General features: G+C 35.4%; 23 protein-coding genes and 1 pseudogene. 9 read left to right on the plus strand and 15 right to left on the minus strand.

The features are described from left to right. Positions 1–123 precede the first annotated feature (123 nt). Positions 124–1,188 carry an A/G-specific adenine glycosylase gene (gene mutY, locus ABXT67_RS03640; RefSeq protein ID WP_415375927.1) on the minus strand — a complete coding sequence of 355 codons (1,065 nt, stop codon included), beginning with the start codon at positions 1,186–1,188 and terminating at the stop codon, positions 124–126. Between the two features lie 125 nt (positions 1,189–1,313). On the opposite strand from mutY, the gene ABXT67_RS03645 reads away from it, so the two are divergent. The 3 genes from ABXT67_RS03645 to ABXT67_RS03655 all read left to right on the plus strand — a co-directional run bounded on the left by ABXT67_RS03645 (position 1,314) and on the right by ABXT67_RS03655 (position 4,138). Further along, complete coding sequence (locus ABXT67_RS03645) at positions 1,314–1,604, plus strand: HU family DNA-binding protein (RefSeq protein ID WP_415375928.1); 291 nt, start codon at positions 1,314–1,316, stop codon at positions 1,602–1,604. A gap of 387 nt (positions 1,605–1,991) precedes the next feature. Beyond that, positions 1,992–3,533, plus strand: coding sequence for an Rne/Rng family ribonuclease (locus ABXT67_RS03650; RefSeq protein WP_415375929.1), 1,542 nt, complete (start codon positions 1,992–1,994; stop codon positions 3,531–3,533). Between the two features lie 125 nt (positions 3,534–3,658). Further along, the gene (locus tag ABXT67_RS03655; protein WP_415375930.1) at positions 3,659–4,138 is read left to right on the plus strand and encodes a regulatory protein RecX; all 480 of its coding nucleotides are present in this window, start codon (positions 3,659–3,661) and stop codon (positions 4,136–4,138) included. Here ABXT67_RS03655 and ABXT67_RS03660 read toward each other — a convergent pair. The 5 genes from ABXT67_RS03660 to ABXT67_RS03680 all read right to left on the minus strand — a co-directional run bounded on the left by ABXT67_RS03660 (position 4,128) and on the right by ABXT67_RS03680 (position 9,422). Further along, entirely contained in the window at positions 4,128–4,655 is a 528-nt protein-coding gene (locus tag ABXT67_RS03660; RefSeq protein WP_415375931.1) for a DUF6646 family protein, read from the minus strand. The genes ABXT67_RS03655 and ABXT67_RS03660 overlap by 11 nt on opposite strands. Before the next feature lie 25 nt (positions 4,656–4,680). Further along, positions 4,681–5,766 (minus strand): biotin synthase BioB, encoded by a 1,086-nt coding sequence (bioB, locus tag ABXT67_RS03665; protein ID WP_415375932.1) that lies wholly within the window; start codon positions 5,764–5,766, stop codon positions 4,681–4,683. A gap of 175 nt (positions 5,767–5,941) precedes the next feature. After that, complete coding sequence (locus tag ABXT67_RS03670; protein ID WP_415375933.1) at positions 5,942–7,348, minus strand: flotillin family protein; 1,407 nt, start codon at positions 7,346–7,348, stop codon at positions 5,942–5,944. Between the two features lies 1 nt (position 7,349). Next, positions 7,350–7,925: a hypothetical protein gene (locus ABXT67_RS03675; RefSeq protein WP_415375934.1), complete on the minus strand. Its 576-nt coding sequence runs from the start codon at positions 7,923–7,925 to the stop codon at positions 7,350–7,352. Positions 7,926–8,273: 348 nt separating this feature from the next. Further along, positions 8,274–9,422, minus strand: a complete 1,149-nt coding sequence (locus ABXT67_RS03680; RefSeq protein WP_415375935.1) for a beta-ketoacyl synthase N-terminal-like domain-containing protein — start codon at positions 9,420–9,422, stop codon at positions 8,274–8,276. Between the two features lie 63 nt (positions 9,423–9,485). Here ABXT67_RS03680 and ABXT67_RS03685 point away from each other — a divergent pair, with 63 nt between their 5' ends. The 4 genes and pseudogenes from ABXT67_RS03685 to ABXT67_RS03700 all read left to right on the plus strand — a co-directional run bounded on the left by ABXT67_RS03685 (position 9,486) and on the right by ABXT67_RS03700 (position 11,717). Beyond that, positions 9,486–9,923, plus strand: a complete 438-nt coding sequence (locus ABXT67_RS03685) for a cytochrome c oxidase assembly factor Coa1 family protein (RefSeq protein WP_415375936.1) — start codon at positions 9,486–9,488, stop codon at positions 9,921–9,923. Between the two features lie 41 nt (positions 9,924–9,964). Then, positions 9,965–10,099: pseudogene (locus ABXT67_RS03690) on the plus strand (RNA polymerase sigma factor); the annotation flags it as partial. Between the two features lie 204 nt (positions 10,100–10,303). Next, positions 10,304–10,780 (plus strand): hypothetical protein, encoded by a 477-nt coding sequence (locus ABXT67_RS03695; RefSeq protein WP_415375937.1) that lies wholly within the window; start codon positions 10,304–10,306, stop codon positions 10,778–10,780. Between the two features lie 238 nt (positions 10,781–11,018). Then, positions 11,019–11,717: a hypothetical protein gene (locus ABXT67_RS03700; protein WP_415375938.1), complete on the plus strand. Its 699-nt coding sequence runs from the start codon at positions 11,019–11,021 to the stop codon at positions 11,715–11,717. 157 nt (positions 11,718–11,874) lie between these two features. On the opposite strand, the gene bioA is transcribed toward ABXT67_RS03700, so the two are convergent. The 4 genes from bioA to ABXT67_RS03720 form a co-directional block, all read right to left on the minus strand. Then, entirely contained in the window at positions 11,875–13,143 is a 1,269-nt protein-coding gene (gene bioA / locus ABXT67_RS03705; protein ID WP_415375939.1) for an adenosylmethionine--8-amino-7-oxononanoate transaminase, read from the minus strand. A gap of 248 nt (positions 13,144–13,391) precedes the next feature. After that, positions 13,392–14,006: a dethiobiotin synthase gene (gene bioD, locus ABXT67_RS03710; RefSeq protein ID WP_415375940.1), complete on the minus strand. Its 615-nt coding sequence runs from the start codon at positions 14,004–14,006 to the stop codon at positions 13,392–13,394. After that, positions 14,006–14,383, minus strand: a complete 378-nt coding sequence (locus ABXT67_RS03715) for a DUF2007 domain-containing protein (protein ID WP_415375941.1) — start codon at positions 14,381–14,383, stop codon at positions 14,006–14,008. Before ABXT67_RS03715 ends, bioD begins: the two co-directional genes overlap by 1 nt. A 4-nt stretch (positions 14,384–14,387) precedes the next feature. Beyond that, positions 14,388–15,539: an aminotransferase class I/II-fold pyridoxal phosphate-dependent enzyme gene (locus ABXT67_RS03720; RefSeq protein ID WP_415375942.1), complete on the minus strand. Its 1,152-nt coding sequence runs from the start codon at positions 15,537–15,539 to the stop codon at positions 14,388–14,390. 106 nt (positions 15,540–15,645) lie between these two features. Between ABXT67_RS03720 and ABXT67_RS03725 the strand changes: the two genes are divergently transcribed. Both ABXT67_RS03725 and ABXT67_RS03730 read left to right on the plus strand, forming a co-directional pair. Next, positions 15,646–16,161, plus strand: a complete 516-nt coding sequence (locus ABXT67_RS03725) for a DUF2975 domain-containing protein (protein ID WP_415375943.1) — start codon at positions 15,646–15,648, stop codon at positions 16,159–16,161. A gap of 25 nt (positions 16,162–16,186) precedes the next feature. Beyond that, positions 16,187–16,393 carry a helix-turn-helix domain-containing protein gene (locus ABXT67_RS03730; protein WP_415375944.1) on the plus strand — a complete coding sequence of 69 codons (207 nt, stop codon included), beginning with the start codon at positions 16,187–16,189 and terminating at the stop codon, positions 16,391–16,393. Positions 16,394–16,476: 83 nt separating this feature from the next. Here ABXT67_RS03730 and ABXT67_RS03735 read toward each other — a convergent pair whose 3' ends face one another. From ABXT67_RS03735 to ABXT67_RS03755, 5 genes are all read right to left on the minus strand, one after another. Continuing rightward, on the minus strand, positions 16,477–16,752 hold the full coding sequence (locus ABXT67_RS03735) for a F0F1 ATP synthase subunit epsilon (RefSeq protein ID WP_415375945.1): 276 nt from the start codon (positions 16,750–16,752) through the stop codon (positions 16,477–16,479). Between the two features lie 84 nt (positions 16,753–16,836). After that, positions 16,837–18,342, minus strand: coding sequence for a F0F1 ATP synthase subunit beta (gene atpD / locus ABXT67_RS03740; protein WP_415375946.1), 1,506 nt, complete (start codon positions 18,340–18,342; stop codon positions 16,837–16,839). 278 nt (positions 18,343–18,620) lie between these two features. Continuing rightward, complete coding sequence (gene glmS, locus ABXT67_RS03745; RefSeq protein WP_415375947.1) at positions 18,621–20,468, minus strand: glutamine--fructose-6-phosphate transaminase (isomerizing); 1,848 nt, start codon at positions 20,466–20,468, stop codon at positions 18,621–18,623. A 6-nt stretch (positions 20,469–20,474) separates the two neighbouring features. Continuing rightward, positions 20,475–22,067 (minus strand): DUF4270 domain-containing protein, encoded by a 1,593-nt coding sequence (locus ABXT67_RS03750; protein ID WP_415375948.1) that lies wholly within the window; start codon positions 22,065–22,067, stop codon positions 20,475–20,477. A 20-nt stretch (positions 22,068–22,087) separates the two neighbouring features. Continuing rightward, complete coding sequence (locus ABXT67_RS03755) at positions 22,088–22,900, minus strand: glycogen/starch synthase (RefSeq protein WP_415375949.1); 813 nt, start codon at positions 22,898–22,900, stop codon at positions 22,088–22,090. Between the last annotated feature and the right edge of the window lie 18 nt (positions 22,901–22,918).

A 22,918-nucleotide genomic window follows, 5' to 3' on the forward strand; every position in this document is an offset into this window, starting at 1 on the left:
TATCGTTGCTTTTTTTAATTACCCTAGCTATGGACACGCTATAAAAAAAAATCAATGGAACACAAAAGCCAAAATTCTCGTTTCCAAACAAGAAATGTAAATCACTTCAATTAGAAAAAGGTGTCATTTAAAGAGTGGGAATTGCGAAATAAAATTTGAAATTAAAACCGGAACAGCTGCCTTTTTAACTGCAGAAAAAGCAGTGCCTTTTTTAACCGAACTTGGCGAATATACAATCCAAAAATTCGTATTCAAATGCTGATGTGTAAGTTTATGAATAATAGGTTTGTCGTTATACAATACTACCGAATCAATGCTATATTCCTTTTCTAATTGCTGAAAAGCTTCAGTCTTTTTCAATGTTGCGATCGAAATAGTTTTTTCACTTTCGATTAATGGAAATTGATATAAGTTTTGCCAAATCCCTTTTTTAGTACGTTGTTCTAAAATTGTTTTGTCTCCTTCAGCAATAAGAACCATATAATTAAAATAGCGTTTTCTAACCTTAACTTTCTTCAGTTTTACCGGAAGTTCAGAAATTTTATTTTTTTTCTTCGCTATACACATAGAATCAAAAGGACACGTTTCGCAGAACGGCTTTTGAGGCTTGCAGTGTCTTGCGCCAAATTCCATTAGCGCCTGATTAAAAGTTCCAGGCTGAGATTGATCCAACAGTTCTTGAGCACATTTTTTAAATTCCTTTATTCCAGCGGGGCTGTTAATAGGAGTTGATATGCCAAAAACTCGAGAAAGCACACGGTACACATTTCCATCTACTACCGCTGTGGGTAGATCAAAACAAATACTCCCAATAGCACTCGCTGTATAATCTCCAACTCCTTTTAATTCTAATAATTCTTCAAAGGTGTTGGGAAACCTTCCATTTAGATCATATGCTATATACTTAGCTGTTGTGTGCAGATTACGGGCTCGTGAATAATAACCTAGACCTTGCCATAATTTTAGCACTTCGTCTTCAGGCGCATTTGCTAAATCTTTGATTGTAGGAAATGCCTCCGTAAATTTAAAATAATAGGGCATTCCCTGTGCAACTCTTGTTTGTTGCAGCATAATTTCTGAGAGCCATATACGATATGGATCTGTTAAGCCTCTCCAAGGTAAGTCTCTTTTGTTTTCTAAGTACCAATAAATGAGTTTTTTAGGAAAAAAAGCCTTGTTTTGCATCATTGGGTAAAAATAACCTTTATGTAATTATATTTTAATAGGTTACCTTGTGAATTATTGACTTTTAAATTATTATATTTGCGGTCGTTAAAAAAAATTGAATTATTTAAAATTAAAAACAGAAAGACATGACGAAAGCAGATATCGTAGCAAAAATTTCAGAGAAACTAGGAATGGAAAAAGGTGAAGTTCAAGCTACTGTGGAAACATTTATGAGCGAAGTAAAGACTTCTCTTGAAGGTGGAGATAATGTTTACCTTAGAGGTTTTGGAAGTTTCATTATCAAAACAAGAGCTGAAAAAACAGGTCGTAACATTTCAAAAAATACTACGATCAAAATACCAGCACATAACATCCCAGCATTTAAGCCTGCAAAAGTATTTGTAGAAGGAGTTAAAACTAACGTTGAAGTAAAATAATAACAAATAGGCTTTGTTTAACGACAAAAGCTTTATAAAACAAATTAATATGCCAAGCGGTAAAAAAAGAAAAAGACATAAGGTAGCTACGCACAAGCGTAAGAAGAGAAGACGCGCAAATCGTCACAAGAAAAAGTAGTTTTAAACTACTTTTTCTTTTTAACACATATACAGGAGTAAGTATTTTAAACGCTCAAAAAGTTCTTTGAAAATGAAATTATATCTCACTAATTACCTTTAATGATATATAATTTCGACGGGTTTATTTTATTCTTAGTGAAATTAAGGATAAAACAGTACAAAGACCTGTGATAAATTATTGTTTAATCCATCTGTTCTCGTAACAACAAATTATAGCGTTACGGAATGGATACAAATTAATGTAACGTGAACTACGAATTATTTATTAGATCCAGTTCACAAGAAGTTGATTTTGCTCTTTTAAAAGATGGAAGACTTATCGAGTTAAACAAAGAAGAAGAGGCTAACAATTTTGCAGTTGGAGATGTATTTCTCGCTAAAATTCGCAAAACTGTGCCAGGACTAAACGCTGCATTTGTCAATGTAGGGTATGAAAAAGATGGTTTTTTACACTATCATGATTTAGGTCCAAAGATTTCATCAATGTTGAAGTTCGTAAAACGTGTAAGCACAGGTAAACTTAAAGAGTATTCTTTAAAAGATTTCCCATTTGAAAAGGAGATTGATAAAAATGGAGGCATTAACAATGCTATTAAATCCAATCAATCTATTCTGGTACAGGTAGTTAAAGAACCCATATCCACAAAAGGACCCCGTATAAGTAGCGAGCTATCTATAGCTGGCCGTTATATTGTTTTAGTTCCTTTTTCAGACCGAATTTCTGTTTCTCAGAAAATAGAAAGTCGTGAAGAAAAAGACAGATTAAAGCGATTAATTACAAGTATACGTCCTAAAGGATTTGGTGTTATTATACGCACCGTAGCAGAAGGCAAAAAAGTAGCAGAACTGGATAAAGATTTACAAAATCTAGTAGATCGCTGGACAGCGATGTGCAAAAAGCTACAGGGAGCTCACCACCCAAGTAAGGTGCTAAGTGAGTTAAATAGGGGGGCATCTATGATAAGAGACGTTTTTACAGACGATTTCTCTGCAATACACATAGATGATGAAACACTTTATTTACAAATAAAAGATTATGTGCAAGAAATTGCGCCTGGTAAAGAAAGTATCGTTAAACTTTATGACTCAAAAGTTCCAATGTATGAGAAACATGGAATTGAGAGACAAATTAAAACAAGCTTTGGTCGTACCGTTTCTGGGACCAAAGGAACGTATCTGGTTATAGAACACACAGAGGCCATGCACGTCATAGACGTTAACAGTGGTAACCGAAGTAACAAATCTAAAAACCAAGAAGATACAGCCTTAGAAGTTAACATAATTGCGGCTACAGAGGTGGCAAGACAATTACGTTTACGAGATATGGGCGGCATTATAGTGATAGATTTTATTGACATGGCACATGCCAAAAATAGAAAAGCACTCTATGATCATTTGAAAAACGAAATGAAAGATGAGCGTGCGAAACACAAGATATTGCCTCCAAGTAAATTTGGTTTGATACAGATTACCCGCCAGCGCGTTAGGCCTGAGATGAATATTAAAACCCGCGAAGAAGCCCCTGGTGGTGAAAGCGGTGAGATTGAAGCGCCTATCATAGTGGTACAAAAAATTACCGAAGAACTTAAAAGACTCTTCAAACAAGACTATAAACATGTGACATTAAGTACACATCCCTTTATAGCAGCCTTCTTCACAAAAGGCTTTCCATCATTGCGCCATAAGTGGTTTATGGAGCATAAAAAATGGGTGAAAATACAACCTAGAGATGCTTACACGTATCTGGAATATCACTTCTTTGACAAGAGTGGTAAGAAGATTAAATAACCATAAACCCTCTTTAGCTTTAGCTTTTGGGGGTTTTTTTATGCAAAATTTTTTTAATCGAAATCGAAACTGAATTAACAAAAGTTAAACTCAAACTCAAATTCTAAAAGCTACTTTTACGACTAATGCTGCAAACCAAAAAAACATACACATTAGAAGAAGCCACAAGAACCATCGAAAGATACTGTGCCTACCAAGAACGATGTCATAAAGAAGTTTCACAAAAACTTCGTGATATGAGAATGATACCGCTAGCAATTGATGAAATACTTGGACATTTATTACAACACAACTTTTTAAATGAAACTCGTTTTGCACAAGCATATACCCGCGGGAAGTTTAGACAAAAAAAATGGGGAAAGATTAGAATCTTACGTGAATTGAAAATGCGAAACATTTCGACCTATAACCTAAAATTAGCGCTTAAAGAAATTGACGAGAAAGAGTATTTCGACACTTTTGATACTTTGTCTACAAAAAGATTACATCAACTAACCACTGAAACAAATCTTCAAAAAAAGAAAAAGAAATTTGCCGACTATATGTTATATCGCGGATGGGAATCTCATCTTGTTTGGGAGAAAGTGGGGGAAATTAAATATTGAAAGAAGCCCCTATCATAAAATTAAATTGATTGTTTAGTTCCTTTCTAGCAGCAACATTTGGCGCAAAATCTTCATTATTATACTTTGCCAATGGAATACTAAACTCCGTAAAAACACCAAGACCACTAGTAAAGAAATACCGCGCTCCTAAATGAGCTCCGAAATTTTTTGTCCCTAAATCTAAGCCAGGGTATACATCAAAATTTTCATCTACATTAATTACATTTCCTAAATGGGCATTAAAGCGAGCTCTCAAATCAAGCCGATCTCCAAACGCTGGGTTTTCTACAACTCCTAGGGTATCTGATTCGTAATCTTCTACACCTAATAAGTAAACTCCAGAAAGCCCTATAGATATATTTTCTCCCAGTCCATAATCTAAGGTAGCAGCAATACCTGTAGCATCCGATTGTATGTTAGCGCCTACACCAAATTTAATATCGCCAGCACCCGAATAAGCCTGACCAAAGAACAAAGTTGAATTTAATAAAAAAATAAAAATTAGAAGATTTTTCACGTTTTCTGATATTTTAAAAATAAATCTAAATTTTTGCTTTCGCCTTCGCCTCTAGATTGCGCTCAATGGTATGACCTGGACGGGACCATTTTGGCTTTTCTCCCTGCTCTTTATATTTAGAATGCTGTGCCTCCACCGTTTCAGGTTGCTCTTTTTTAACGAAAGGTTTCATTGGCTCTAATCCTAAAAGTTCAAACATTTTCATGTCTTCATGTACATCAGGATTGGGTGTTGTTAATAATTTATCGCCTGCAAAAATCGAATTTGCTCCTGCGAAGAAGCACATAGCCTGCCCCTCGCGCGACATCTCTGTCCTACCTGCAGACAGTCTAACCTGAGTGTCAGGAAGAACAATACGGGTTGTTGCTACCATTCGTATCATTTCCCAGATAGTGACTTTCTCGATATCTCCCATTGGAGTACCTTCAACAGGCACAAGCGCATTAATTGGTGTGCTTTCTGGCTGCGGACTCAATCTAGTAAGTGCTACCAGCATACCAGCACGATCTTCTAGTTGTTCTCCCATTCCGATAATACCGCCACTACAAACAGTTACGTTTGTTTTACGAACGTTACCAATAGTATCTAATCTGTCTTGAAAGGCTCTTGTAGAAATCACATCTTTGTAATAGTCTTCACTAGTATCTAGATTATGATTGTAGGCATACAAACCAGCTTCAGCTAGACGTTGTGCTTGATTTTCGGTAATCATACCTAAAGTACAGCATACTTCCATATCCAACTTGTTTATGGTGCGTACCATCTCTAGCACATTGTCAAACTCTTGTCCGTCTTTTACATTTCGCCATGCGGCTCCCATGCAAACTCGAGAACTTCCACTTGCTTTTGCACGCAATGCTTGTGCTTTTACTTGCCGCACACTCATTAAATCATTTCCTTCAATATCTGTATGATATCTTGCTGCTTGAGGGCAATAGCCACAATCTTCTGGGCACCCTCCAGTTTTAATGGAAAGTAAGGTCGAAACTTGTACTTGATTTGGATTATGATTTTTTCTATGAACTGTAGCAGCTTCGTATAACAATTCCATCATTGGTTTGTTATAAATAGCCAATATTTCATCTTTAGTCCAATTGTCTTTTCCGCTCATATAGTTGGTAATTAGCTCTTACAGATTTCATAAACCCTTATGAATTCGTGTAGATTCAAAAATAAGTAAATTTTAAACCTTTATCCTTATAAATTATACTGCTATGGTTCTTTTTTCTTAAAGAAAACCCGTATTTAATCGTACAGGTTTTCTCAGAATACTAGGGATATCAAAACTATTCTTTCGAAATTTCTTCCGTAGTTTCACCTTCAATATCTTTTCCCTTTAAATAGTCTGGCAGTTGCATCCCCGCCATATTAAACATTTCTTGCAATGGAGGTACTGCCCCGTACATACCAGAGATAAAGTTTGAAGTTGCCGTTTTACCATCTTTTCCACCGCCGCCATTTTCCCAAACAGTCACTTTATCTATTTTGATATTTGCAATTGCATCAGCTTGCAGCTTCACTAACTCTGGTAATTTATCTGCCACTAATAAAAGAACCGCATCTTTTGAGTTGTTACCTGCGGCTTTAACAATCTGTTCTAGACCTTGTGCCTGCTTTGTTAAAACTTCGTAGATCCCTTGTGCCTCCGCTTGCGCTTTAAATAGTATTGCATCTGCTTCACCTTTTGCAAGTCTTCTTATTTGTTCTGCTTGAGCTTCAGCATCTATTTCTACTTTTCGTTTATCAATTTCAGCAGGTATAATAATATCGGCTAATTGAGTACTTCGCTCTCTTTCGGCACGTGATATTTCAGCTTCTTTTTCGGCTAAATATGATTCTTCTAATGCTTTTGCCGACTGTACTTTTTCCGAAGCATTTGCTACTCGTTCTGCCTCTGCTTCGCGCTGGCGTCTTAACGAATCACTATTTGCCACTGCAATTTTAGCCGTATTTTCTCCTGCAACCGCCATGGCATTTGCTGCAGCAACTTGTGTTCTTTCATCTTGTACTGCATTTGCCTCACCAATAGACCCATCTCTATTTTTTTCAGCCACAGATTTTCTAGCGGCGTTAATGGCGTGTGCAGCAGCTTCTTTCCCTAATGCTTCAATATAACCAGACTCATCAACAATATCTGTGATATTTACATTGATTAGTTTAAGACCAACTTTTCTCAATTCAGTCTCAACACTGTTTGAAATATTTGTCAAAAACTTATCGCGATCATTATTAATTTCTTCAATATCCATAGAAGCCACCACAAGACGTAGTTGTCCAAAAATAATCTCCATTGCTAAATCTTGAATTTCTTGTTGACCAAGACCTAACAAACGCTCTGCAGCATTCTGCATAACACCTGGCTCTGTAGAAACTCCAATAGTAAATCTAGAAGGTACGTTTACTCGAATATTCTGCTTACTCAAGGCATTGACTAAATTTACCTCTATAGAAATAGGGGTTAAATCTAGGAACTCATAATCTTGAATTACAGGCCAAATGAAAGCAGCACCACCATGAATACATCTGGCCGAATTTCCTGTTCCCACTCTACCGTAAACCACTAAAATTCGGTCTGAAGGACATCTTTTATACCTGCGTACAAAAGTGGTGATAATGATAAAGAAAAATAATATTGCGAATCCAATTGCGGCCAAGCCTGCAAAAGATTCTAGTTGTAGTGATATTGTTAGCATATTATATCGTGTATTTACTTACTATTAAAATTCCGTTGTCTGTTACATTAGTAACTATAATGATCTCCCCTTGCATTAAATCATGGGTTTCATCGGTAATTGCTTCAAGCTCTCTAAGACCTCCTTGCACGTTTACTTGCACCTTCCCTATACTTGATCTGTTTGCTCCGAGTGTTAGGTATACTTCGCCTACACTATCTAGCGCATTTTTCATTTTTAAAGATCCGTCGCTATCTAGTTTAGTCAAATAATAGAAAAGCGACGCCATTGCAAACATCATTAGCAAACCACAAATAGTGGAAACCATCATGGTTATTGCAGTATCATATCCTGCATCCATACAGGCAATACCACTCCATCCAAAAATAGTGAAAAAACCCATTAAATTTTTAAACGACAAAAACTGAAACCCTATCCCAACATCCCCATCAACCTCAGCATCTACATCGCCTAGATCATCCACTTCAGCCCCAATAAAAGTTAAGACTACTAAGATTAAAAAAATAACCGAGGAAATTCCTGCAGTGAGCCAATATACCTTTTCAAAGGTACTGAGTGCAGTAAACCATACTTGCATAAATTATTGTTTTAAGAGATTAGAAATATACTAAATTTAAAAGTTTCCGGATACTTTGCTCGCTTGATTTTTCGTAGGAATACAAACATATTTTAGAAAATATGCTGTTATAAAACCCATTTTTTTAGCTGTTTCAGGATTTTAAAAGTGTTTTAGAATATACTTGATATGTCTAGAAAAAAGGCTTTTTCGACTCTTTAGAACGTGAAGCTTGGGTTTCTTGTACCAAATATAAGTCGCTTTTCTAAGAAATTGTTACATCACAGTATTGTTTTTCTGGAGCGTCATACAGGCCACTTTACCAAGATATCTCGGCTCCGCTAAATAAGCGGATATTCCATCAAAAAATTATGGTTTCTCCAAAATGACACTCACGGCATTTCCTCCAAAGCCTACAGCATTGACCATTACTGTTTTAATTTCTGAAGGAAGATGTCTCGCATTACTATAAAATGGATTCTCAATAAATTTATTATTCTGAAGCATCATCACCCCCATTTCTATGCTGAACAGTCCACTCGCGCCAAAGGTGTGTCCCAACATCCATTTGTTTGACGTTAGTAATGGGGGCTGTTTGCCAAAAACGATATCAATTGCGTTTTTTTCTGCTATATCCCCTTTTACAGTTCCTGGTGCGTGTAAAATAATAGCATCCACAGTTTCGATTTTTGCTGAGTTTAATGCTCGCTGCATCGACTTTTGAAAACATTCTGCATTTTCTGAAATGGAACTATTGTGTACTAACTTTTCTGAAGCAAATCCATACCCGGAGATAATAGCCTTTGTTTTTTCTGAAATTCCACTTTCTAAAAATGCCACCACAGCACCCTCACCCAGCACCATCGTATTTTGCTTTTTTTGAAACCGCATAGACTCGCAAGCCATAGCGTTATTGCCTTTGGAATACAATTTTAACGCATCCATTTGAGCCAATGTAAACGGCGTCAAAGCAGCCTCGCTCCCACCAACCAGAAAAGAATCTGCCATTCCTGCTCGCAACCAAGCAATCCCATTTAATATTGAGTGCATTGCCGTAGAACAGGTGACCGAATGATCTATAGTTACTCCATCAACCGCTATATCCTGTGCTACCCAAGACGAAATATTCCCTAAAGTTGTCGTGGGAGAAGTAAATGCAGAGATTTTTTTCCCTTGCTGAAAATCTGAATAGTACTTCTCAAACAATTGCGTAGCACCCCTCGAGGATCCAATGTTGATTCCCAAGTTTTTCTTAGGAAGCGCTCCTTTGGCAAAAAGATTGCGCGTGGACAGTATTGCTAGTAAAGTAGTTCGGTCAAGGTTTTTATAGGAATGATTGTCTTGTTGAAGTTGTTCTAGAATTCTTTCCGTTTCTAAGGTAATTTTTGAAACCCACTTGCCAGCATTCGGTTTCTGAAAAAAGGCGGATTTTGAAAGATAGCTATTCCAAACTTCTTGGGTCGTTGGACCTAAAGCAGAAATGGATGAAATGGCACGTATAGAAATTGGTTCTTGCAATTTTTGTATTTTAGTTCAAAAATACGGGTAATCACAATTCGACACTCAAAAAATAGCAGAATAATGGAAGAAATTAAAAAGGAAAAAAGTTGGTGGTCAAGAAACTGGAAATGGGTGTTACCTACTGGTGGATGTTTGTTTTTTATAATTGCAATCATATTATTTGCGGGAACTTTATTTATGGGTGTAACATCACTATTTACCAATAGTGATGCATATAATGAAAGCTTAAAACGTGTTGTCGAAAATCAAGAAATCATAGCAATACTCGGCGAACCCATCGAAACTAACGGAATGTCTGGAGGCAACATTAATAATAGTAATGGATTTAAAACAGCAGCATTGACCATCCCGATAAAAGGTCCAAAAGGAGAAGCTAATATTAGAGTGGAAGGCGAAGGCGTTGGAGATACATGGGCCTATCAAGTCATGAACGTTTATGTTGAAGGAAGTGACACAGTCATAGATTTACTTGCAGCCGAGAAAAAACTAATTGATTAAGGTTTAAATTAAAAACAAAGGAAAGCGGCGGCAAGTATTAATATAGATTAGTATTTAGTCTATACCAATTGGACAATTTTTCACATAAAGAAATAGCTTCCTTTTTATCAATTTCTGAAGGGACTTCTAAATCAAACTTTCACAGAGCAAAATTGATATTAAGAAATAAAATATCAACCGAAAAAAAACTGATTCCGCTAAAAACTTGCCAAATGGAGCATAGAAAAGACATAGGGAAATTAATAAAAACCAAGCTAGAAACAGCTCAGGTATCTCCAAGTGATGCGGTTTGACAAAGGATAGATCATTCTTTAGAAACGAAAAGAAAGAAAAGAGTCTTTATCATTTGGTTTGCTGTTATTAGCGTCGCTTTATTTTTATTGTTATTTTATATATTCTTTAAATCATCTGTCTCAAAAACCGATTTTCCATCGGTAATTACCAATACCAATCCGGTTAAAAATAACCAAACAGAAAAGGACCTGAATTCAACTAAACATTTATCAAAAAGCACAAATGATACGATACCATTATTTGAATCAGAAAAAGCATTTAATGAAGATTCTAATCAAAATAATAGCATTCCATTAAGTAAAAAAGAATCTAATAACTCAACTAATTCTGATATTCAAGATTATAAAAACAGTGTTGACAAAAATTCTAAAACCAACAGTAAGAACTTTAACAAGAAGACTGTCAATAAATTAAATAAAAATAGCCGAACTGCTACTAAAACAGACAAAAATACTTCCGAAATAAATGACAAAAAAATGAAGAAGAAGGCTTTAAACGTTTCTTCAAACAACGATAACAATAACAATAGTAACAGCAATGAAAACAGCATAATAGTAATCTAGAAGATAATAAAAATTCAAATACAGAAGAACTCGCCGAAATAAATGACAAATCACTTACTAGATCAGGAAAATTTTTAATTAAAAGACAGAAAAGAAAAGATAGCATTGCTAAAATAAGAGAAGCAAAAAAAGATAGTATTGCTGCAGTAAGTAGGAAAAGAGAACATACTTTAGAAGAAAAGGAGGAAACAAAAAAGGATTCTATTTCGAGCAAAGCAATGAAAAAATTAAAATTAGTGTGACACTTATAGGTGCTCCTCAATATTCTAGCCTAACAAATACAGGGTCTTTGATTAATAGCCAATTAGAAAATTTAAACGCAAAAGGTGCTTTCAATTTTAATTACGGGGCTTCTCTAAATTTTGTTGGTAATAGATATATGTATAGTATTGGAATTCTTAAAACACGTATTAGCTACCAAACTATGGATGCTACTTTTTTAGACCCTTTTAGTGGAATGAATAACGGGGAAGAAGCATTAATTTATCCCGAAAATATCCTTGACTTTAGTACTATAGATATAGATTCACAAATTGATTATTCAAAATTTGATAGTTTTAAAAACAATGATTCTTCCATTACTCTAGAACATACTATTGACTATCTTGAAGTGCCGTTACAAATCACATATTTCCTGACAGAAAAAAGATTTGGGTATCAGGTATATGGGGGAGTCAGTGGATATTTTTTATCAAAAAACACGTTGGTAGCTGAAAATAATGCTGGAGAAAAATTAACAATTGGTAGTGCTAATAACCTTTCGGAGGTTAGTCTTAGTTTAAATGCTGGAGCAGGAGTTTATTATAATATTTCAAAAACATTTACATTTGAGGTAAACCCCTCTTTCAAATTTTTATACAATCCTACAAATACACAAAGCACAAAGCACAAAGGGAAGCGTTTTATTATTTGGTATTTACTCGGGTATAAGGATTAATTTAACTCCTAGAGATTAATTATAATTCCCTAAATAGATTGAAATATCTAATCAATTTAGAAATCTTCACAGACAAAAACATAGGTTTCGCTATCAAATAAAACCTGAAATAATTTTAATTACACGAATAATACAATAATCTATTGAGGTTGATCATTTATTTGAAGGTTTTTAAGACCTCCTCAAAAACTGAATAGCATTTTTCTAATTCACTTTCTGTAATTACATATGGAGGCAGTAAGTAAATAGTATTCCCTAAAGGTCTAATTAGTAAACCTCGTTCTAAGAAAAACTGATATAACTCGTCTCGTAGACTTCCATAACGATCCATGGATATAGCTAACTCTACGGCAAGAATCACACCCAAATAACGTGCCTCTTTCACCCTTTTGTGAACAGCAATTTTTGCAATAAAACCTTGATGTGCTTTTTCAATTTCTTTGCGCCTTTTTGCTGTTTTATCACTATTTAACAACTCCAACCCTGCTATTGCAGCAACACAACCTAGAGGATGTGCGCTAAAGGTATGTGCGTGAAAAAATCCCTTTGAAATTTCATCACTTAAAAAAGCATCGTATATCTTTTGAGTACAACTTGTTATACTCAAAGGAAACATTCCTGCTGTTAATGCCTTGCTTAGACACATAATGTCTGGTTTGTTTTTGAGTTGGTTGCAGGCAAAATTAGTTCCTGTTTTACCAAAACCTGTCATGATTTCGTCAGCAATGCAGAGTACGTTATGCTTTTTACAAATGTCAATTAGGGTATCTAAACCTTCGGCAGTGTGAAATTTCATTCCCGCAGCTCCTTGTACTAGTGGTTCAAAAATGAAAGCCGCGCAGTTATTGTTTTCTAGAATGTAACTTAGTTTTTCTAGTACTTCAGTAAGATTATCTTTTTGTGGTGTTGGGATGCGCTCCACCTTCAATAAAAAATCTTCAAAAGGAGCATTATAACTAGCAATACCGGAAGCACTCATTGCTCCAAAAGTATCCCCATGAAAACCGTTTTCAAAAGCTATTAGCGTCTCTCGCTTTTCACCCTGATTAAAATGAAATTGAAAGGACATTTTAATTGCGGCTTCTACGGCTGTGGAGCCGTTGTCGTTAAAAAATATTTTTTGCTGGTTTTCTGGTAAAATTTTTAGTAGTTCTTCTGAAAGTTTGACCGCTGGTTCATGTGTACATCCACTAAACATTACAAAATCCAATTCTTGCATTTGCTTTGTAATAGCAGCGGTAATATATGGATTACAATGACCGTACATCGCGGTATACCAGGATGCAATCCCATCTATATACTCATTGCCGTCTTCGTCCCAAAGTAAAGCTCCTTTGGCCTTGACGATACCTAAAGGCGGCGCAGCAGTTTTGTGTTGCGTTAATGGGTGCCAAATATGGGCAGTATCACGTTGCGATAATTTCATTGTACAAAGTTACGAGGATTGATTGGAGATTAACGATTGTGGATTGTGGATTTTTGAACTAAAAAACCTTGCTAATTTTACTTAATATTTTGCAGATTTGGATGGTTTGAACCGCGATCTTTCGCTGCGCTACCTGCAAGGTGTAAGAGAGAATATCGCTAGAGTGCATCCTTGAAATCTGAAAATAATTTATTTCGAGAACAAGTCGTGGAACAAAATGTCGTGGGTGGTGTTTTGTGTTTAAAAATTTAAAGTGATGGTCTTAAAATTTCAGCATATTCCTTTACTACATTTTGATCAAAATAAGGTTCTTCTTCAATCCGACCTAAGATAGGTACTCCTCCCATTTTTTTTATGATAGCCTCTGTTGTTGGATGTTCATTTCCACTAAAAATAATTCCGTGGCAATGCAAGTTTCTTGCTTTTAATGCTTCTAGTGTTAGTAGTGTATGGTTTATACTTCCTAAATAATGTCTTGAAACGACTATGATTTTGTCAGTAGGCTCCATCAAGTCAGCTATAGTATCTGTTTGATTTAAAGGAACTAACAAACCTCCTGCGCCTTCAATTATTAAAATATTATTTGTTACCGGTCGTTTGATTTTTTTTGCTGAAATTTTAATTGAATCAATTTCAGCTGCCGCGTGAGGACTCATTGGGGTCATTAAATCAAACGCTGAATTATGAAATACAGTGTTGTCGTTACTAACCAATCGTTTTACTTTGTGTGTATCACTATTTTCCAACTCACCAGCTTGTACAGGTTTCCAGTAATCTGCCTGGAGTGCCTGCGTTACGATTGCTGAAACTACTGTTTTTCCTACTTCAGTAGAAATACCTGTTATAAAATAAGTATCTTTCATTAAAATATGGTTTGGCAAATGGTACATTTTCTTTTTGTCTTTTCAAAAAAAGGGAAAAGCATATAAAATACGTTTTTACGCTCCAAGGGCGCCACTAACACCTTATTGGATGCGCAATTGGGGCAACTATATAAGTGATTATTCTCATCTGTTGCATAGACTCTGATCTGACTATAAATTCGTTTAGCTTTTAATACATCATCATTATGAACTAGTAATTTAACACCCCCTATCGCTCCGCTTATTAGGGGATCTGAGTCTATTGTTTTCTCATCCATTAGCAGCGTTTGTACTCCCTCTGCTTCTAGCTTCGCCTTTGTTATCTGCGCCTCTGAAGAATATTCAAAAATAGCCAGCACGGTATAATTATCATTCATTGGGTCATTTCTTCTTAATATATTCAACTAAACACATTACAAGTTGTGTAATTTCTTCTTTCGTATTATAGCTATGTAAACAAATACGCAATCGTTCTTTCCCTTCTGTCACAGTGGGTGACAAGATAGGTTTTACATCAAGGCTGTATTTTTCAAGGACCATAGAAGCTTCTTTTACTTTATCATTTCCTGATATTAAACAACTTTGTATGGCAGAATTACTTCTAATGAACTGAGAAACCAAAGAATTCTCTTTTAGCATCAATTGTAATACAGCAATATTACTTTTTAATTTATTTTGTACTATTGAATTATTTTGCAATTCTTGATAGACACTTAATATTGTGGCAACAGTGTGCGGGGGCAAACCGGTAGTATAGATAAAACTTCGGGCGAAGTTTATTAAATATTCTTTGAGGTCATTAGTTCCTAGAATAGCTGCCCCGTGACAACCCAAAGCCTTCCCAAACGTTACAATCCTAGCAAAGATCTCATTTTCTATGCCTAACTCTTGGACTAACCCTTCCCCTGTGCTGCCAAATACCCCAACTGCGTGTGCCTCATCTACAATCAAATTACAGTTGTATTTTTTGCAAATTGCTATAACCGCCCTTAAATCTGACTGGTCGCCGTCCATCGAAAACACAGATTCTGTGACAATATATACTTCGACTCTGCTGAGTGTACTGCGTAAATTTTCAATATTCTTAGTTAGGTCATTTAAATCATTGTGTTTGAACTTAAACGCCTTTGCATTACTCATTCTAATTCCATCACGAATGGATGCGTGGCATAATTCGTCATAAAGTATTAGATCTCCTCTTTGGGGAACGCTGCTAAATAATCCTATATTGGCGTCATACCCGCTATTAAAAATAAGTGCAGCTTCTGTGTTATGAAATTTTGTTATGACGTCTTCCGCTTCATTATAAAGAGCGTGGTTTCCGGACAAAAGTCGTGATCCCGTCGCTCCATTTACTTCTAACTTGTGGTGTTTTAATATTTCCAAAGTTTTTTTAAATATAATTTTCGAGCTACTAAATCCCAGATAATCATTAGATGAAAAATCTATCAGATTCTTTTGGCCACCTAAGATTCGCAAAGCATTTTCAGCTTTGCGACCCTCAATTTTATTTCTTAATTTTACTGGTAACACATTGTAAAGATACTCAAGCCTGAGTGAAAATAAATCACAAATAAATAAATTTTATTATTGTTTCTCAATAATTTTTATACATTTGTTATCGTAAAACAATAATTTTATGAAAACGAATTTACTTTTAAAAAATTTAATTGATGTATTATTCATCTTGATGATAGCTGGTATTATTGGGTTTCTATTTATACTAGCGTTTGGAGTTTTCAATACTAGCGTTGGTAATGTTACAGCAAATAGCTACGAAGATTTTACAGACTTACCTCTACAATATTGGATTGCGGTTGCTGTGAGTTTTCTAACATATCTTTTAATGCTCATTGCTCTTTATTACTTAAAAAAATCGGCCAGATATTTTCTAGACAATGATTTATTAAAGGAGCAAGTAATTAGTAATTTAAGTAAGAGCGGGGTGCTCTTAATAATTACTGCTATAAGCACCACAATATCTTATGTATTGATTTGGTTAACTGAACTAAGTGTAGGAACCCTATCGCTAAATTATGGAGACAACCTTTTTGTCCCTCTCTTTTTAGGGATTGTTGGATTATTTTTTAAATTAATTTCTAACACCTTAGCAAATGCAAAATTATTAAAAGAAGAACACGACTTAACTATTTAATCACTCTCCTACGAGAGCAGTAAACATGGCAATACAAATTCACTTAGACGATATTCTACAAGCTCACGGGATGCGCGGAAAAGAGCTTGCCGAAATTATTGGAATTACCCCAGCGAATCTTTCAATTTTAAGATCTGGCAAGGCAAAAGCTATCCGCTTTACCACATTGGATGCAATTTGTAAAGCCCTAGACTGCCAACCGGGAGCTATTATAAAATTTACAAATGATTAATTAATCTCTTCACTTTCCATTTAATTAAAAAATCCCAAATTCTTAAGTATAAGAATTTGGGATCATTTTTTAGCGTAAAAGTGTTAGTCTGCTAGAACAATCACTTTATTATTATTCATTTCGATAGTGCCACCTTTGATGTCCAAGGTCCAACTTCCATCTACTTGTTTAAATTTGCCTTCATACCCTTCAGCGATGGTTGGGTTTCCTTTGAATTTCATGGTACCTTTCATTAATAATGAAACTACGGATGCGTGGTTATTCAACATTTGAAATTCGCCATCCATTCCCGGCACGGTTACGCTTTCAACTTCGCCGCTTACTAAGGATGCTTCTGGAGTTACTATTTCTAAATACATATTTTTTAGTATTGAGTATTTAGTAGTGAGTAGTGAGAAAAGCAATATATGCTAAAGACTCATTATTCACTACTTATTACTATTTTAAGCTTCCGCTAACATTTTCTCTCCAGCTTCGATTGCTTCTTCGATCGAACCTTTAAGGTTAAACGCTGCTTCTGGAAGATGGTCTAACTCACCGTCCATAATCATTGTAAATCCTTTGATTGTTTCTTTAATATCAACCAATACTCCAGGAATACCAGTAAACTGTTCTGCTACGTGGAAAGGTTGTGACAAGAAACGCTGTACACGACGTGCACGGTTTACCGCCATTTTATCTTCTTCAGATAATTCCTCCATACCAAGAATAGCAATGATATCTTGTAATTCTTTATAACGTTGTAATAATTCTTTTACACGTTGTGCACAATCATAATGCTCATCTCCTAAGATAGCCGCCGTTAAAATACGTGACGTCGAATCTAGAGGATCTACCGCTGGGTAAATACCAAGCTCTGCAATTTTACGAGACAATACCGTCGTTGCATCTAAGTGAGCAAACGTTGTTGCTGGTGCTGGATCTGTTAAATCATCTGCAGGCACATAAACCGCTTGTACAGATGTAATAGAACCTTTTTTAGTGGATGTAATGCGTTCTTGCATAGCACCCATCTCTGTTGCTAAAGTAGGTTGGTATCCTACCGCAGATGGCATACGTCCTAGAAGTGCTGAAACCTCAGAACCTGCTTGTGTAAAACGGAAAATATTATCAACAAAGAAAAGCACATCTTTTCCTTGACCATCTCCAGCTCCATCTCTAAAATATTCTGCAATAGTTAAACCAGACAAGGCAACACGTGCGCGTGCTCCAGGTGGTTCGTTCATTTGTCCAAAAACGAACGTTGCCTTTGATTCTCTCATCTTCATCTTATCTACTTTAGATAAGTCCCATCCGCCTTCTTCCATAGAATGCATAAAGTCATCACCATATTTGATAATTCCAGACTCAAGCATTTCTCTCAAAAGGTCATTTCCTTCTCGTGTTCTTTCCCCTACTCCTGCGAATACTGAAAGTCCACCGTGACCTTTTGCAATATTGTTAATCAACTCTTGGATCAAAACGGTTTTGCCTACTCCGGCACCGCCAAAAAGACCAATCTTACCACCCTTTGCATAAGGCTCAATAAGATCAATTACTTTAATACCTGTAAAAAGTACTTCACTAGATGTTGAAAGATCTTCAAATAAAGGTGCATCCCTGTGAATAGGCAGACCATCTTTTCCTTCTTTAGGAAGCGCCGCCATCCCATCAATAGGATCACCAATTACGTTAAAAAGACGTCCATAAATATCTGGACCGATAGGCATTTGTATTGCAGCTCCTGTTGAAACAGCTTCCACCCCGCGGCTTAAACCATCCGTAGAATCCATCGAGATGGTACGAACTGTATTTTCACCTACGTGAGATTGTACTTCAAGAATTAACTTGTTTCCATTATTATCAACTCTAAGACTATCGTAAATCTTTGGAAGTTCGGCTCCATTAGCAAACTCAACGTCTACTACTGGTCCAATAATCTGTGCAACTTTTCCTGTAACTTTTGACATTATTAAGTATTTCTGTTTTAGTTATCTACGGGTACAAAAAGCACCCTCCTTTTTAACGCTGCAAAGATAGTTTTTTCTGCTGAAATATTACAAAGGATAAAACGTCTTTTTTAATGACTTTCTAGCAATTTTATATAAAGCTCAAAATTTGACGACTGGGTAGAGTAATACAAAACAATTAAATCATAGTTTCACATTGATATATCCCAAAATCCTATAATAAAAAAGCGCACTCAAAGTATTGAGCGCGCTTTTTTTGTATTTGTAAAGTCTAGGTGCTATTCCACAGTAACAGATTTTGCTAAATTACGTGGTTGATCTACATTTTTATTCAACATCACAGCAATGTGATAGGATAATAATTGCAGTGGTATGGTGGTTACTAACGGCGTTAATGTTTCAGGAGTTTTAGGAACTTCCATCACATAATCTGCTAATTCTCTTACAATAGTGTCTCCTTCAGTAACTACCGCTATAATTTTACCACTTCTAGCTTTTATTTCTTCGATGTTACTTACTACTTTACCGTAGTGATTGCTATTAATCGCAATAACAACTACTGGCATGTGCTCATCAATCAAAGCAATTGGCCCATGCTTCATTTCTGCTGCTGGATAGCCTTCTGCGTGGATGTAACTTATTTCCTTTAGTTTTAAAGCACCTTCTAAAGCCACTGGGAAGTTGTATCCTCTTCCTAAATATAAAAAGTTTGTTGCATTCTTAAAGACTTCAGCAATCTCTTCGATTTTATCATTGCTTTTTAAAGCTTCTGCTACATGTGTAGGGATCATATCCAATTCGCGCAGATGCATCATATAATCAGACTTTGATATTGTTCCTTTAACGTGTGCTAATTTTAATGCAATCATGGTCAACACTGTAATTTGTGTTGTAAAGGCCTTAGTAGACGCAACACCTATTTCTGGTCCTGCGTGCGTATATGTACCACTATGTGTTTCTCGAGAAATTGTCGAACCAACTACATTACAAATACCGTAAACAAATGCTCCTTTTTCTTTAGCTAGTTTAATTGCCGCAAGTGTATCTGCAGTTTCTCCACTTTGAGAAATAGCGATTACCACATCTTTTTCAGTAATAACTGGGTTTCGGTATCTAAACTCACTTGCATATTCCACCTCAACAGGTATTCTTGCCCAGTCTTCAAAAATATATTCTGCCACTAATCCTGCGTGCCAAGATGTTCCACAGGCAACAATAATAATTCTATCTGCGTTGATAAATCTTGGGATATGATTTTCTAAGCCCCCTAATTTTATGATTCCTTTATCAGCTAAAAGACGGCCCCGAAAGGTATCTTTAATTACCGAAGGTTGCTCATAAATTTCCTTAAGCATGAAATGATCATAGCCTCCTTTTTCTATTTGCTCTATATTTAATTTAAGCTCCTGAATAAAAGGTTTTACTAATTTATCGCCTTTAATTTTTCTAACCTTTACATCTCTACCTCTACGAATAATCGCCATTTCTTCATCTTCAAGATAGATAGCGTTATTTGTAAATTCAATAAATGGAGAGGCATCACTCGCAACAAAAAATTCGTCTTTACCAACTCCAATAGCCAATGGACTTCCCAATTTAGCTACAACAATTTCGTCTGGTTTGTTTTTATCAAATATTGCGATTGCATACGCTCCAACCACCTGATTTAATGCTATTTGAACAGCTTTTCCAAGTTTGACATCTTGCTTCTTCTTTACTTCTTCTATAAGGTTTACAAGAACTTCAGTATCTGTATCAGATTTAAATGTGTAGCCCCGATTTTTAAGTTCTGTTTTTATAGAAGAATAATTCTCTATAATTCCGTTATGAATAATAACTAAATCACCACTATTAGAGTAATGGGGGTGAGAGTTCACATCATTAGGAATACCGTGAGTAGCCCATCTTGTATGACCTATACCAACACTCCCTTTTTTTGAGATTTCAGTAGCTGCTCTTTTTTCAAGATCTACTACTTTTCCTTTGGTTTTACTTAATTGTATATTTGTTCCATCATATAATGCTATTCCCGCACTGTCATAACCACGGTATTCTAAACGTCTTAAACCGTTTATAATAATAGGGTATGCTTCTCTATGACCTATATATCCTACAATTCCACACATATATTTTTAGTTAGATTCTGTATAATAAATTTGCAACTTTAAGCGTCGCGCTTGATTTGTTGAAGTATTACCGTGCAACACAGTACCTTCATGAGCAATTACTGAATTGGCAGGAATTTGTTCAATTCCTGGCGCTTGTTCATTTTCTAGATCTTGAAATCCAGGCTCTCCAACATTTTGAGAAACAACAAGACCAAGGGCTACGTTTGTGGAATCTTGATGAATAAGATTACTCAAATGATTAGTAATTCTAATTTTATAAAAATCACCTGCATTATCACTTCCTCTTTCTAATCTTCCTAAGTGGATATTATAAGAGTCTATTGGTTCATCACCAGAGGTAGTATCAAATGCATAGTCTATTAATGCAGAGTTGTTTTTAAGATCATAAATAATCAACCTTTCTGGCTCCTTAGACCCAGCTTCAACTCTATTTTTATCCACATAAAAAATTAAATTAGCTTCGTTAATAAGCCATTTTTCTTGACGCATTTGATCCAACTCATCAGCAATTCCATTGCCATCGTTATCATCACCAAACAACTCAATAACAGAGATAATACCTGATCCTCCACGAACATATAAAGTTTCTTGACCCTCTGTTGTATTTACCTCAAACAGATCTTGACTAATTTGTGGTGTTAATTCATTTTCAAAGACGTTGACACTTATTGCTCCAAAATTTAATGTAAGTAGCCCTTGAAATCTCTGCTCTACAACCACATCCCCTGCAACTGACAAAACTCCAGGAAGAGTTTGAGCCGTAAAATGCAGGTCAATTTTTGCATTTGACATATCATATTTAATCAGATTGTCACCCTGTCCTTCCACTTCAAAATAAAAACCTCGCAAGTAATCTCTAAAATTATTATTATTAATTAAATTAGCAGAGCCTTCTTGTTCTATAATCTTTTCTAAAAAATATTCATTTGGAAGCATTACCCTAATACCTGGGCCAAGCTGATTTGTAATAGTATCTGAACCACTAACATCATCATCTGTTATTTCCAACGTTGTATACCCATTTGCCGAAGGTATAAAACCTTCAATAGTATGGATTAATTCTCCTTTAAAACTACTAAACAAAGGACCCTGATTGGTGTAATAATTTTGACTTTCCTCAAATCCCGTACTGGGATCAAAATCTCTTAAAAAATATTCAGATTCAAAAATTGAAATATTTATTGGTGTAGCACCACCGTATATAGAATCTAATGTGTAGCTAATATCTCCTGAGGTATCTACTGTACCCTCACTAAAAAATGGCATATACAAGACTACGCTGTCTAGAACAGTACCTTCACTAAAATCAGGATTTGTTTCTCCCAATATTAATTGGGCTAATAAATTAACTTTAGAAGTACCATACGTAGGATCATTATAGACTCCCAATTGATATATTGGAAGCTGATTGGATTGCACTGGCAGCATTTTCCGGCTATATGCCACTATAGTCTTCGTATCATCAAGTGTTGTATTGACATTTTGATCTCCTATAACTTCTGAACCAATAGTCCCTATTTCTTCTTCACACGATGCCATAAAGATAATAGCACCCAAAATTGCCAAAAATTGCAGCAATAAATTTTTAATCTTCATAAGCTAATTCTAAAAGTATATTATTCTTGTAATACTTTTGTTTTGTAAAATTCTAAATATTCCCGTTCTAAATCTTCGATATTTTGATAAGGCAGTATTGGCTTATCTAATGTATCAAGATACTGAACAAGTTCTTCTGAAATATCTTTCGAACCTATTATAATGGCGTCTGAATTATCAATTGCAACTTTCATTACATTTTCAAAAGTAGGATTTTCAAGAGGCGCAATAACATCATCATCTATAGCATCGAATCTAATTTTGTTAGCAAGGTCCAAATTCAAGGTATTATCAAAACCTTGATTGTATACTGAAGTCACGATTTTACTATTCTCAAACAAGGGCTCATTTCCATAATAATTACGAAGATAAAGTGGCAAAAATGACGCCAACCAACCATGAACGTGAATAATATCTGGTGACCAGTTTAACTTTTTTACCGTTTCTATAACTCCTTTAGCAAAGAAAATTGCGCGCTCATCATTGTCTGAAAAAAAATTCCCATCTTCATCAGCATAAGTTGCTTTTCTTTTAAAATAATCTTCATTATCTATAAAATATACCTGCATACGCTCTTTCGGGATTGACGCCACTTTAATAATTAGTGGCATATCTAAATCATTGATGACTAAGTTCATCCCAGAAAGTCTAATTACCTCGTGTAACTGATGACGCCGCTCATTAATATTGCCATATCTTGGCATAAAAATACGTATTTGACCGTCATTTTTATTAACCATACGCGGTGCTTCAAACGACATGGAGGAAATCTCGGTCTCTGGCAGGTAAGGGATTACTTCAGACGATACATACAAGACTCTCTTATCTTTCATAAAAAATAGTACTTTAGT

This window comes from Patiriisocius sp. Uisw_017 (assembly GCF_047731265.1).
GTDB lineage: Bacteria > Bacteroidota > Bacteroidia > Flavobacteriales > Flavobacteriaceae > Patiriisocius.

What these genes read in the sequence shown, in the direction of transcription:
- ABXT67_RS03685 (WP_415375936.1), top strand. Translation starts at nt 9,486, where the DNA reads ATGGAAGAAATTAAAAAGGAAAAAAGTTGGTGGTCAAGAAACTGGAAA.
- ABXT67_RS03715 (WP_415375941.1), bottom strand. Translation starts at nt 14,383, where the DNA reads ATGAATGATAATTATACCGTGCTGGCTATTTTTGAATATTCTTCAGAG.
- bioB (WP_415375932.1), bottom strand. Translation starts at nt 5,766, where the DNA reads ATGAGCGGAAAAGACAATTGGACTAAAGATGAAATATTGGCTATTTAT.
- ABXT67_RS03675 (WP_415375934.1), bottom strand. Translation starts at nt 7,925, where the DNA reads ATGCAAGTATGGTTTACTGCACTCAGTACCTTTGAAAAGGTATATTGG.
- ABXT67_RS03655 (WP_415375930.1), top strand. Translation starts at nt 3,659, where the DNA reads ATGCTGCAAACCAAAAAAACATACACATTAGAAGAAGCCACAAGAACC.
- ABXT67_RS03735 (WP_415375945.1), bottom strand. Translation starts at nt 16,752, where the DNA reads ATGTATTTAGAAATAGTAACTCCAGAAGCATCCTTAGTAAGCGGCGAA.
- ABXT67_RS03750 (WP_415375948.1), bottom strand. Translation starts at nt 22,067, where the DNA reads ATGAAGATTAAAAATTTATTGCTGCAATTTTTGGCAATTTTGGGTGCT.
- bioD (WP_415375940.1), bottom strand. Translation starts at nt 14,006, where the DNA reads ATGAAAGATACTTATTTTATAACAGGTATTTCTACTGAAGTAGGAAAA.
- ABXT67_RS03645 (WP_415375928.1), top strand. Translation starts at nt 1,314, where the DNA reads ATGACGAAAGCAGATATCGTAGCAAAAATTTCAGAGAAACTAGGAATG.
- ABXT67_RS03755 (WP_415375949.1), bottom strand. Translation starts at nt 22,900, where the DNA reads ATGAAAGATAAGAGAGTCTTGTATGTATCGTCTGAAGTAATCCCTTAC.
- glmS (WP_415375947.1), bottom strand. Translation starts at nt 20,468, where the DNA reads ATGTGTGGAATTGTAGGATATATAGGTCATAGAGAAGCATACCCTATT.
- ABXT67_RS03670 (WP_415375933.1), bottom strand. Translation starts at nt 7,348, where the DNA reads ATGCTAACAATATCACTACAACTAGAATCTTTTGCAGGCTTGGCCGCA.
- ABXT67_RS03725 (WP_415375943.1), top strand. Translation starts at nt 15,646, where the DNA reads ATGAAAACGAATTTACTTTTAAAAAATTTAATTGATGTATTATTCATC.
- atpD (WP_415375946.1), bottom strand. Translation starts at nt 18,342, where the DNA reads ATGTCAAAAGTTACAGGAAAAGTTGCACAGATTATTGGACCAGTAGTA.
- mutY (WP_415375927.1), bottom strand. Translation starts at nt 1,188, where the DNA reads ATGATGCAAAACAAGGCTTTTTTTCCTAAAAAACTCATTTATTGGTAC.
- bioA (WP_415375939.1), bottom strand. Translation starts at nt 13,143, where the DNA reads ATGAAATTATCGCAACGTGATACTGCCCATATTTGGCACCCATTAACG.
- ABXT67_RS03730 (WP_415375944.1), top strand. Translation starts at nt 16,187, where the DNA reads ATGGCAATACAAATTCACTTAGACGATATTCTACAAGCTCACGGGATG.